Source organism: Acinetobacter shaoyimingii, assembly GCF_011578045.1.
In the GTDB taxonomy this organism is placed as follows: Bacteria; Pseudomonadota; Gammaproteobacteria; order Pseudomonadales; family Moraxellaceae; genus Acinetobacter; species Acinetobacter shaoyimingii.
Genome location: NZ_CP049801.1, coordinates 204,045 through 216,534, shown reverse-complemented (window position 1 = coordinate 216,534; position 12,490 = coordinate 204,045). Strand labels below are relative to the sequence as shown.

At 34.7% G+C, this 12,490-nt stretch carries 11 protein-coding genes; 9 read left to right on the top strand and 2 right to left on the bottom strand.

Annotation, left to right across the window (positions count from 1 at the left end):
• Positions 1-37: 37 nt before the first annotated feature.
• Together G8E00_RS01020 and prfB are read right to left on the bottom strand one after the other, a co-directional pair.
• Positions 38-340 (bottom strand): ArsR/SmtB family transcription factor, encoded by a 303-nt coding sequence (locus G8E00_RS01020; RefSeq protein ID WP_166008807.1) that lies wholly within the window; start codon positions 338-340, stop codon positions 38-40.
• A gap of 279 nt (positions 341-619) precedes the next feature.
• Positions 620-1,715 (bottom strand): peptide chain release factor 2 gene (prfB, locus tag G8E00_RS01015; protein ID WP_166008808.1). Its coding sequence is split into 2 segments (ribosomal slippage): positions 620-1,642 and positions 1,644-1,715, totalling 1,095 coding nucleotides; the frame shifts between segments, so codons are not numbered across the junction.
• A gap of 761 nt (positions 1,716-2,476) precedes the next feature.
• Here prfB and G8E00_RS01010 point away from each other — a divergent pair.
• The 9 genes from G8E00_RS01010 (at position 2,477) to G8E00_RS00970 (ending at position 12,385) form a co-directional block, all read left to right on the top strand.
• On the top strand, positions 2,477-3,259 hold the full coding sequence (locus G8E00_RS01010) for a putative porin (RefSeq protein ID WP_166008809.1): 783 nt from the start codon (positions 2,477-2,479) through the stop codon (positions 3,257-3,259).
• Between the two features lie 182 nt (positions 3,260-3,441).
• Positions 3,442-4,206, top strand: a complete 765-nt coding sequence (locus G8E00_RS01005) for a putative porin (protein WP_166221408.1) — start codon at positions 3,442-3,444, stop codon at positions 4,204-4,206.
• Positions 4,207-4,635: 429 nt separating this feature from the next.
• Entirely contained in the window at positions 4,636-5,400 is a 765-nt protein-coding gene (locus tag G8E00_RS01000) for a putative porin (protein ID WP_166221405.1), read from the top strand.
• A 381-nt stretch (positions 5,401-5,781) separates the two neighbouring features.
• Positions 5,782-6,651, top strand: a complete 870-nt coding sequence (locus tag G8E00_RS00995; RefSeq protein WP_166221403.1) for a putative porin — start codon at positions 5,782-5,784, stop codon at positions 6,649-6,651.
• 278 nt (positions 6,652-6,929) lie between these two features.
• Positions 6,930-7,703 carry a putative porin gene (locus tag G8E00_RS00990; RefSeq protein ID WP_166221400.1) on the top strand — a complete coding sequence of 258 codons (774 nt, stop codon included), beginning with the start codon at positions 6,930-6,932 and terminating at the stop codon, positions 7,701-7,703.
• Between the two features lie 468 nt (positions 7,704-8,171).
• Entirely contained in the window at positions 8,172-8,969 is a 798-nt protein-coding gene (locus G8E00_RS00985) for a putative porin (protein WP_166221397.1), read from the top strand.
• Between the two features lie 465 nt (positions 8,970-9,434).
• Positions 9,435-10,301: a putative porin gene (locus G8E00_RS00980; RefSeq protein ID WP_166221394.1), complete on the top strand. Its 867-nt coding sequence runs from the start codon at positions 9,435-9,437 to the stop codon at positions 10,299-10,301.
• 358 nt (positions 10,302-10,659) lie between these two features.
• A complete protein-coding gene (locus G8E00_RS00975) occupies positions 10,660-11,529 on the top strand; it encodes an IS982 family transposase (protein ID WP_166221390.1) in 870 nt (289 codons plus the stop codon).
• A 76-nt stretch (positions 11,530-11,605) separates the two neighbouring features.
• Complete coding sequence (locus tag G8E00_RS00970; RefSeq protein ID WP_166221387.1) at positions 11,606-12,385, top strand: putative porin; 780 nt, start codon at positions 11,606-11,608, stop codon at positions 12,383-12,385.
• Positions 12,386-12,490 lie beyond the last annotated feature (105 nt).

Sequence of the window (12,490 nt, the reverse complement as noted above, 5' to 3'; positions counted from 1 at the left end):
TCACCCACATGACAGGCGAAGCGCCTAGATAAATGTCTTAGAGTGATTGTTGTATATGCGATAAAAAATCCTGAATCAGTGCTTCATTACGAGAGAAATAACACCATTGACCATGTTTGGTGACGGTGACTAAACCCGCCTGTTGCAACACAGACAAATGATTGGACATGGTGGATTGAGAAACATCAGCAATCTTTTCAATCTGCCCTGCACATACACCACGACTAAAATCATAAACACATTCATCCTGTGGAATGGTGTGCTCAGGATCTTTTAGACATTGCAATATTTGACGTCTAATCGGGTTTGATAAGGCTTTATAAATTGCTTCTGTGTCCATCTCATTTCGCTCAAGTTCATGATATGCACTGTACAAAATCATTATATCGATTTTTTTAGATATTAATATCGAAAATTTACGATATTTAAATTTATCGTCATTTTTCAACTAAAAAATAAACACTGACCGTACAAGTGTAATTATTCTAACATTATTCTGCTCTGTCATTTGAATATGTCATGCACCATGATTAAAGGCAGATATCCATAAAAAAAGCAGAGAATTAATCTCTGCTTTTCCTCAATCAATACATCAACATACTCAAACTAAAGACTTAAATTAAAGTCCTTGTTTTAAGCTCGCTTCGATAAATTTATCGAGGTCACCGTCAAGCACTGCACCCGTATTTGAGTTTTCAACGCCTGTACGTAAGTCTTTAATACGTGAGTCATCTAAAACATATGAACGGATTTGACTGCCCCAACCAATATCAGACTTCGAATCTTCAAGGGCTTGCGCTGCTTCATTACGTTTGCTCATTTCCAATTCGTACAATTTTGCACGTAATTGTTTCCAAGCATGATCACGGTTGGCATGCTGTGAACGTTGGTTCTGACACGCCACCACAATACCTGTTGGTGCATGCGTTAAACGTACCGCAGAATCCGTTTTGTTAATGTGCTGACCACCCGCACCCGATGCACGATATGTGTCTGTACGAACATCAGAAGGATTAATATCAATTTCGATATTATCGTCAATTTCTGGTGAGACAAATACAGCTGAGAATGACGTATGACGACGGTTACCTGAGTCAAAAGGTGACTTACGTACTAAACGGTGTACGCCAGATTCAGTACGTAACCAGCCATAGGCATACTCACCTTCCACACGAATCGTTGCAGATTTAATCCCTGCGACATCACCGTCAGATTCTTCCATCAATTCAGCTTTGAAGCCATGACGTTCAATCCAACGCATGTACATACGGAGTAACATAGATGCCCAATCTTGCGCTTCTGTACCCCCAGAACCCGCTTGAATTTCGACATAGCAAGGATTTGGATCCATCGGATTACTAAACATGCGACGAAATTCAAGTTTTGCCAGTTCTTCTTCCGCAGTACTCAGTTCTGACTGAACATCTGTCAATAAACTTTCGTCATCGGCTTCAACAGCCAGATCAAGCATTGCTTGAGCATCTTCAATTTGCGTCGCCAAACCATCAAGAACGTTCAATACATTCTCAAGCTCGCCCTTTTCTTTTGCCATAGCTTGCGCACGGCTTTGGTCATTCCAAATGGCAGGGTCTTCTAATTCACGTAGGACTTCTTCTAAACGCTCTTTTTTCAGATCGTAGTCAAAGATACCCCCGTAAAGTTTGACCACGGTCGGTTAAGTCTTTTATTTGGGTTAGATAAGGATTAATTTCCACGTGAATTACTCTCAATCAAAGTATACGGCTCAAATAGCCGCATATTATATCACAGTCATTTCATACACTTTGAAAGACTTTGCTGAATTAAAATACAGCTTAAATTTTGGCTCTATACAACATCTTGTTTTTTGAAAGGCTGATTGTTTTCCGAAGGATTCATTGCTTTCCGAAAGATTCATTGTTTTCTAACAGACTCGAATCTGATTTCATTTTATGTAAGATGGCTAAATTTAAACAACAAACACTAAGCTACAAATGCGTTGCAAATGAAAGTGGCGCGTAGCCCCATAAAAATCTAAATGATTATCTTTGAACTTAGGCATTGCATTTCACCCAATTCACTGGCTGTGCAATACCCGTAAAACCCTTTCTATAGCAAACCACTTTGGGTATGAACTAGACAATCAGTTGAACTCACTAAACAGCTTGATACTTGATTTGAAAAATGCAAAGGGACAGCATCAAAATGTCATGATCAGATATCTCAAAATCAAGTTTAATCACATTCAAATGTAAATTCATATGCATATTTTTGCATTCAAAAAACTATTTAGCATGAATTAAATTTATTTTTAAGTTAAATATATAATATTAAATTTCAATAAGTTGATATTGTATATTTACACAAAATTACTTTGCTTACATCCCAATAACAATGTTCTGATTGACGATTGATCAAATACCTTTAGACTCGAATATGTAACAAAAAATGTACTAATTTTAGTGAATCAATATTAACAACCAAGGGGAAGCCATCCATGAAAAAAATAGCAATCGCCTCTGCACTACTTTCAGCTCTTGCTCTTAGCGCTACAGCACATGCATACCAAGCTGAAGTCGGTGCTTCTGCAGGCTATGTAGATCCAGACAATGGAAGTTCAGGAAGTGACTTTGGTGTATATGGTACGTATTACTTCAATCCTGTTCAAACACGTAATTCGCCTTTAGCTGAAGCTGCATTTTTAGATCGTGCAAGCAATGTGAACGTGCATGCAAACTTTGCAGATCGTGGCGACACAGATGACAATACTTATGGTGCTTCTGTTGAATTCTTCGTGCCAAATTCTGACTTCTACGTGGGTGCAGGGATTGATCAAAACGAACAAAAATGGCGTCGTAACGGTGTAAAACTTGATTGGGACACCACTTACTACAACGCTGAAGTGGGTTATTTACCAGCTCCTGGCCTGCTTATTGCTGCTGGTGTGAAAGGCTATGACAATGATAACGATGATGGTGTTGACCCAACACTACGTGCGAAGTTCATCACTCAAGTCGGTGGCCGTGATCTTAACTTAGAAGCAGGCGCTGCATTTGGCGATCTAGATGAATACAATCTAGCCGCTGATTATTATATTGATAAAACAGTGAGCGTCGGTGCTGATTACTACAAAAATGACCTGACTGATGTCTCTGAGTTTGGAATTAGCGCAAGCAAATTCTTTACTCCTCAAATCAGTTTGGAAGGTCGTGTAGGCTTTGGTGAACAATTTGACAATGACTACAACACCTTTGGAATTGCAGGCAAATATCGCTTCTAATTTCTCCTAATAAAACCTCAAAAAACCTATCTATTGATAGGTTTTTTGTCTTTTAGGATTTTAAAGTCCAAAGATAAAGATTGACTGCTGTTTAAATATACTTACAATTAAAAACCAATTGATTACAAAACAAACAATAAAGACCAACAATTGATAAGTTATTTATAACAAAGGTGATTAACATGATAAAAAAAGTCGCACTCTTCTCTGCTTTAGCAGCGTGCATGGGGACAACATATGCTTACCAAGCAGAAGTTGGCGTAGGATTTGATTATTATGATCCAGATTATGGCGATAGCGCACAAAACTATTCTATAGATGGCAAATACCATTTTAATCCAGTAGAAGCTAAAAATAATCCACTCAATGAAGCTGCTTTTTTAGGTCGCTCAAGTAATATCAATGGTAAATATTCTTACTTTGATGCAGATTACTACAATGTGCATGAATTCAACGTGGGTGTTGAATACTTTGTTCCAAACTCGAACTTCTATGTCAGTGCTGGACTAGGTCACTTCATTGAAAAAGATGAATACTGGGATGAAAAATATAACGAAACCACATATCAAGCAGAAGTCGGTTATTTACCAATTGATGGTTTATTGCTTGCAGCTGGTTTAGCGGGTTATAGCGGCGATTATGATGATGATATCGATCCAACATTAAGAGCAAAATACGTGACCCCTGTCGGTAACTTCGATATGAATTTTGAAGCTAAAGCTCATTTTGGGGATGATACTTATTTTGGCCTTGGTGCAGATTTATATTTAAATAAAACCTTAAGTGTTGGCGTTGCTTATCAAGATACCAATCGCTTTGATGATACAGAAGATACGTTCACGCTCCGTGCTAAAAAATATGTCACACCAAACCTAAGTGTGGAAGGTTCAGCGAACTTTTCTGAGTACTTTAATGTCTATGGCGCACGACTTGCCTACTTCTTCTAAAAATTAATTTTTGAAAGAAATACATAAAAAAACCACTCCTTTGAGTGGTTTTTTATACTGACATTTATTAAGAGTTCAAAAAACGAACCACAATGGATCGGAATCGCTCATTTTTAAAGCAAACAGCCCTCTGCAGATAGTTAAGTCATTCTGACCAATATTTGCACAAATCATTTTTTGAAAAAATTACTGCAATTTTCTCATGAAATAGACCTCATAAAGCTTTGAGTAAATTAATCGCAACTTAGTACATTCAATTGTTATATTGCAATTGTTTAAAGACACTAAACAAAAACAAATATTCTTTATATTTCAATAAAATAATTATAATAAACATTCAAAAAATAAATTGACTGTTCAAAATTAAAACTTACAATTGGAAACAATTTTTAATTATAAACACTTTATTTCATAACAAAGGGTATGAACATGTTAAAAAAAATCGCGCTTTTCACTGCTTTAGCAGCGTGCATGGGAACTACATATGCTTACCAAGCAGAAGTTGGTGGCGCTATCAATGTTTTAGATATTGATGGTCTTAGCACTGAAACTGGCTTTGGTGTTGATGGCACTTACTATTTCAACCCCGTAGAAGTCAAAAACAATCCATTAAACGAGGCTGCATTTTTAAACCGCGCAAGCAATGTAAATGCAAATTTCAATTATGTTGATCTTGATGTTGCTTCATTCACAACTTATGGCGTTGGTGCTGAGTATTTCGTTCCAAACTCAAACTTCTACGTAAGTGCGAATATTGGTAGTGATGAAATTGATGTTGATGGAGTAGGTTCAGTTGATCAAACAACATACGCAGCTGAAGTTGGCTACCTACCTGTAACTGGCTTATTAATCGCTGCTGGTTTAGCTGGTGTTGATGGCGATACTGGTGATGACATTGATCCAACTTTACGTGCAAAATATGTGACTTCAGTCGGTTCATATGATTTAAATGTAGAAGCCAATGCTCAGTTTGGTGATGCAGATGTTTATGGCATTGGTGCAGATTTGTATTTAGATAAAACACTAAGCGTTGGTATCGCTTATGGTGATAAATCTAATGAAGCATTTGGTACAGATGATCAATTCACTATTCGTGCTAAAAAATTCTTTACTCAAAATGTAAGCTTAGAAGCTAAAGCTGATTTTGGTGATGACATTAATCAATATGGCGTACGTCTTGGCTACCGTTTCTAATTCGATTCGATATTAGAAAAAACCGCTCATATGAGCGGTTTTTTAATGTTCCAAGAATGAACAAAATATACTTAAAAGCTTTATCTCAAAAAGTTTACCCAAATGCGGATGGATGTATTAAAAATTGAATATTTTCTATCCGATTTAAATGTCTAAATATACTACTGCACTTTGTGTTGAAGAACGCTCTATTGATCAATCTATTAAAAAGACAAAATGTTAGTCTGATAAAAACAAATATGGTCACCATAAAGATAAGCAAAATTAAAATAACTTTTTAATATATATCAATAACTTAAATTTATATTTTATTTGACTGATCAAAAAATAACATTACAATCCATAGCCAGATTAAAAGTATAAATTTCATAGGGAATAAACATGCTAAAGAAAATTGCGCTTCTTTCTGCACTTACCATGTGCATGGGGTCTTCATTCGCTTATCAAGCTGAAGTTGGTGGTTCATACAATTATGTGGATTACGATACTGATCCAAGCGAAAGTATAGATGATCAATATTTTGGAATTGATGGAACTTACTATTTCAATCGTGTAGAAGTAAAAAACAATCCATTCAATGAAGCTGCATTTTTAAACCGTGCTAGCAATATCAATGCAAAAATTATTCATAATGATACTGATATAAAAATTTCAGACTCATCACTTGATTTAAATTTAGAAAATGGCTCAACTCTTTATCAAGTAGGTATTGAGTACTTTATCCCTAATTCAAATTTTTATGTAAATGCGCATATTGGTAATATAAGAAATAAACAACATATAGATTTTATTGAATATCCTGAAGATGAAAATGATGAGCCAATCTACACACATATTCATTCAGTCAAAAGTAATGTTATAACCTATTCTGCTGAAATAGGTTATCTACCTATTTCAAATTTACTGATCGCTGCTGGTTTCACAGGTTTTGATGGCGATAATGGTGATGACATTGACCCGACTTTACGTGCGAAATATGTTACACCAATAGGTTCATATGATTTAAACCTCGAAGCGAATGCTCAGTTTGGTGATGACACAATCTATAATTTAGGTGCTGATCTATACCTCAATAAAACCTTAAGTATTGGTTTTGCCTATACTGATAATTCTGATGAATTGATAGGCCTAAATGATATATTTACGATCCGTGCTAAAAAATTCTTTACTCCAAATGTAAGCCTAGAAGCTAAAGCTGATTTTGGTGATGACGTAACTCAATATGGCATACGTCTTGGTTACCGTTTCTAAGCCAATTTGATGGTGTAAAAACCGCTTAAATAAGCGGTTTTTACGATATTAACGCCGTAGAAAATAGCTTCAATACGTTTTATACATTTGTGTCTTCATGCAATAAATAAATTACCCCCCCTATCAAACATTCGAAATTGTAGATTTACTTAGAACACTTATTTAAATTTATTAATTAAATATCAATATCTTATGTTATTTTTTTCGATGGACGGATCTATAAATACCATTAAAATCCTACATCTAATTAAAAGTAAAAAATTTCACAGGGAATAAACATGTTAAAGAAAATTGCACTACTTTCTACACTTGCCATGTGTATGGGGTCAACATATGCCTATCAGGCAGAAGTGGGTGCTGAATTTAGTTATTACGACGCTGAATATGTAGATATGACGTATGCACGTGCTTATGCTTTGGATGGAAAATTTTATCTTCAGGCGGTAGAAGAAAAAGATTCCCCACTCAATGAAGCAGCTTTTTTAAATCGTGCTAGCAATATCACAGGAAAAATAGTTTACCTTGAAGCCCCAAACTTACGTACAAATCAATATAACGTAGGCATTGAATATTTTATTCCGAATTCAAATTTTTATTTAAATACTCAATTTGAATACTATAAGGAAGATGATGATTTATGGGATGTCGAATCTTCTGAAAAAGTCTATACAGCTGAAATTGGTTATTTACCTACTGATGGTTTACTGGTTGCAGCTGGTTTTACCTCAACGCATGGGGATTTTGTAGAAGATCATGCGGCAACATTACGTACCAAATATATCATGCCTATTGCAAACATGGACTTGAATTTAGAAGCAAATGCAAAATTTGGTGAGGAAGATATTTATTACGGTCTCGCCACTGATCTTTATTTAAATAAGACCTTCAGTGTCGGTGTGGCGTACCAAAATAGTAATTCAACATTGAATGATGACCAACAACTGAAACTAAATGTCAAAAAATTCTTTAGCCCGAATATCAGCTTAGAACTTAAAGCAGATTTCTATGAATATTATGAACGCTATGGCGCACGCCTGGGCTATCGTTTCTAGTTTCTAATTCTTTTCATCGTGATAAAACGCCCCTGTCGGGTGGTTTTATCGCACATGATTTGGTTCTTAAGAAATCCAATTATTTAAAACAAAATCACAATTTAATTAAATATCAATAATTTAAAAAATGTTCTTTCGATAGCAGAAGTTAAATATAGCAATGATGAAGATCGATTATTAATCAGAATTACACATTAGCCCAAGCTCATTTATTGCCATTTATATCAGCGATCTTTTGCACATTCTTTTAAACTGAGTATCTATAATCGAATACTCAAAAAATAAGAATCTCTTTTGAATGATCTATTCATAAGTTTATCTCAACAGAAAATTTTATCGAGTAAAATCATAAATATAAAAATCACTTTAATGATAAAATTATCATTGACTGATCAAAAAATACACTTAAAATTCGAAATAATTTTTAAACAAAATTGTTCTTTATAAGACAATTTTCTGGGGGAAAACATGTTAAAAAAAATCGCACTTTTTTCTGCATTAGCAGCAATCATGGGGACAACATACGCGTATAAAGCTGAAGTTGGAATATCTTATGAAAAAAATGAAATTTTTGATGAAGTCGATAGTAAGTCCATTGCGGTTGACGGGACTTACTACCTAAAATCTGTTGAACTCAAAAACAGTCCACTCAATGAAGCAGCATTTTTAGAACGTGCTTCAAACTTCAATGCCAAAATCAGCCATTCTGATTTATTTGGGGAATTAGAAACGGACAGTTTCAATTTAGGTCTAGAATACTTTGCACCAAATTCTAATTTTTATATCAATGCAAATCTTGGTCATGCTCAACTTGATGTTGTATCTGATAAAGTAAAATTTAACAACTACGCAGTCGAAGTCGGCTACCAACCAATCAATGGTTTACTGGTTGCAGCAGGTTTAGCTGGTGTCAACTTTAATGTCAATAACGGACCTCGCCTCAGTAAAAATGATCCGACATTGCGTGCTAAATATGTCACAACAGCTGGAAAATATGATGTCAACGTCGAAGCCAAGGCACTGTTTGCTGACAAAACCGCTTATGGTGTAGGTGCAGATCTATATTTAGACAAGACTTTAAGTGTGGGTCTTGGTTATCAAAACCAAAATCATGATATCACTTATACTATTTTCGATTTCCCAGATCTTGATTACTTCACAGTTCGTGCTAAAAAATTCTTTACGCCACAAATTAGCGTAGAAGCAAATGTGAATTTTGGTGGAGACTTTGATGGCTATGCATTACGTGCAGGCTATCGTTTCTAATACAATATGAACACCCAAAAACCGCTCAAATGAGCGGTTTTTTTATGGGTGACACATGTTTTAGAGACGTAAAATTTGATTATAAAACCAACAGAGTCACGTGCTTGATTCAAGTTATTGATTTAGCAGTTAAACTGGAAATATAAATAATATTCATAAAACTTAGATACCGATTATTAAGTATGATTACTTATTCATTTCATCATACAATTTATGATTTTTTGCATGATACTTTGCATAATATTTAAACACAGCAATTTCATAAACATTACGAAAATAAAATGACCTATTAAGTATTTCAAAACTCATAAGCATAACTCAATAAAAAGATAATTCATTAAATATCATTAATATACTATTTATTTGAATAATATAGTTTCATTGACTGTTTGAAAAATACACTTACAATTAAGAACAATTTTTAAACAAAAATTATCTTTTTTGAGATAATTCTAGGGGATGGACATGTTAAAAAAAATCGCACTTTTTTCTGCTTTAGCAGCAATGATGGGGACAGCTTACGCTTACAAAGCTGAAGTTGGAGTGTCTTATAGCAAATATGATACTGATGGTTATAATGATGGCTATTATTTTAATAGTGGTTATGACAATAAATCATTTGAACTTGATGCAACTTATTATCTAAATCCAGTCGACGTTAAAAATTATCCACTGAATGAAGCTGCTTTTTTAAGCCGCGCCTCTAATTTTAATGCCCAAATTGGTCGTGTTAAAAATGAAATTTCTTGGGGAGAGCGTGGTTACTGGACATATAAGGATGAAAATAAAGTAACAACTTTTCAATTAGGTCTTGAATACTTTGTTCCAAATTCTAAGTTTTATGTGAATGCGAATATTGGCCAAGCAAAAAATGAATATTCTTATAAAGAATATTATGATGGCGACCTAGACTATGTTTCGTCTAATAAAGATACTAGCTCATTCTACTCAGCAGAAGTTGGTTATTCCCCTATCAATGGTTTACTCATTGCTGCGGGTTTAGCTGGCTACACTGAAGACTATGACGATACTGTAATCGACCCAACACTACGTGCTAAATACGTGACGACTGTAGGCAAATTCGATGCAAACTTTGAAGGTAATGCTCGCTTTGGTGAAGACACTTACTACGGTTTTGGAGCAGATCTTTATATCGACAAAACCTTAAGCGTAGGTCTAGCGTACTCAGCGAGTGACAATAGCTACGATGAGGATGATGCATTCTCTATTCGTGCTAAAAAATTCTTCACACCTCAAATTAGTGTAGAAGCAAGGGCGAATATTAGTGGCGATGTAGACGGTTACGGCTTACGTGCTGCTTACCGATTCTAATTCAGCTTAAATATAAAAAACCGCTCTATAGGGCGGTTTTTTAATATCTAAGTTTCATAAACCATCTCAAGATTCCTAAAGAGTTTTGTATTACTACTTTTAATCTACTATTTTAAATACACATTCAATCATTAGGTTCTTTCACTCATCTACACAAATAATGACTAGTCATATTAATCAGTCAAAATTTTTCCAATCGTATAAATAATGCAATTGTCACTTTAACATTTAAATTGAATTGACTGATTAATAAATACACTTAAAATAACCCGAATCGCGGATAAGAAATTGACTTGAAAAATAGAAGGACTAGAGCCATCAGTTGAGTTACCACACCAAACTCACAACCCTAGTCCTAATGTTCAATAGTACCGAATTATTCTGCTTAATTGATGACTTTTTTCTACAATTTGAAGCAACTTATTGGAAATTTCTCAAGCAAGATGGCAAACTTTCAAGAATCCGAGTTGCTCAACTCAGTCTTTCAGAAATTATCTTTATTGCTATTTGGTATAAATCCTCTCATTTCACTAATTTCAAAGCCTTTTTCACTTGGTTAAAAGAAGATAAAAGCTATTTATTTAAGTACTTGCCTTGCTATCAAAGGATGATTCATCTGATCAATATGCACCAATTGGCTCTACACGCTTTGCATGTGGCGCTGATGAAAGGTCAAGAAACACAATATTTATGGATTGATTCAACAACTCTGCCAGTTTGTAAAAATCAACGTATTCAACGCCATAAATCATTAGTCCAAATTGCATCACGCGGTAGAAGCTCAATGGGTTGGTTCTATGGCTGTAAATTACATATTGCGATGAATCAATTTGGTGAAATTACCTGTTCTGCTTTATCGAATGGACATGTTGCTGACATAAAAATGGTTGAGCAATTAGTTGATGGCCTAAAAGGAAAAATTTACGGGGATCGAGGCTACATCAGCCAAGAATTAAAGCGCAGGCTGCAAGTTCAAGGTATTGATTTAATTACTTATCATCGGAGGAACATGGAATCTGTTCAACTCAGTGCATCAGATGAATATCACCTAAGGCAACGCAATAAGATAGAAACATTATTCAGCTTATTGAAAGGGCAATATCATTTAGTGACGAGTAAAGCACGTAGTACTTATGGATTTCTCAGCGGAATTTATGCTTCGTTATGTGCATATCAATTAACCCATCGAAATAAGCCAACGATTCAAATTATGGAGTCATCGGCTTAAGCAGGATTCGGGTTAAAATAACGTTTATTTTTAAAACAAAAATTAGCTTAATTTAGATAGTTATAGGGGGATGGATATGTTAAAAAAATTTGTACTTTTATCAGCATTAGCAACAATAATGGGAACAACACATGCTTATCAAGCTGAAGTTACAGCAACGTATGATAAGTTTGAAGTCAATGATTGGTATGCTGACAAAGCCATAGCAATTGATGGAACTTACTATTTAAAATCAGTAGATATTAAAAATAGCCCTTTAAATGAAGCATCATTCTTAGATCGAGCTTCTAATTTCAATGCAGCTATTTTTCATAGTGATTTGGGCTATGGTGAGACTACCGAATATGATGTTGGTGTTGAATACTTTGTACCAAACTCTAATTTCTATCTTAATGGTAAAGTAGGTTATCAACGCTTTAAAGCTGATAGTGACAATTATCTTTATACAGGCTCAGTGTTTATAGCAGAAGTAGGTTATTTGCCCGTAACTGGACTACTGATTGCTGCGGGCCTAGAAGGATATAATGGTTCAAGCAATTATGGTAATGATACAAATGCTATAGACCCAACACTACGTGCTAAATACGTGACTACAGCAGGTAAATTTGATGTCAACTTTGAAGGCAATCTACTTTTTTCCCACAATACCTTCTATGACTTAGCTGCGGATCTATATTTAGACAAAACATTGAGTATAGGTGTAGCTTATTCAGGAAGTGATATGTCTAATGATGATGAAGACTTTTTTACTATTCGAGCTAAGAAATTCTTTACTCCTCAAATTAGTGTAGAAGCAAATGCTAAATTTGGAGATAAAGTTGATGGATACGGCGCAAGTGTCGGCTACCGTTTTTAATCAACATTAAATTCAAAAACCGCTTTAGACAGCGGTTTTTTTATGAAGAATTCTGTAGGTATTTTCTATAATTCTTGATTTTTATGAAATTCGACTAGGTTCAAT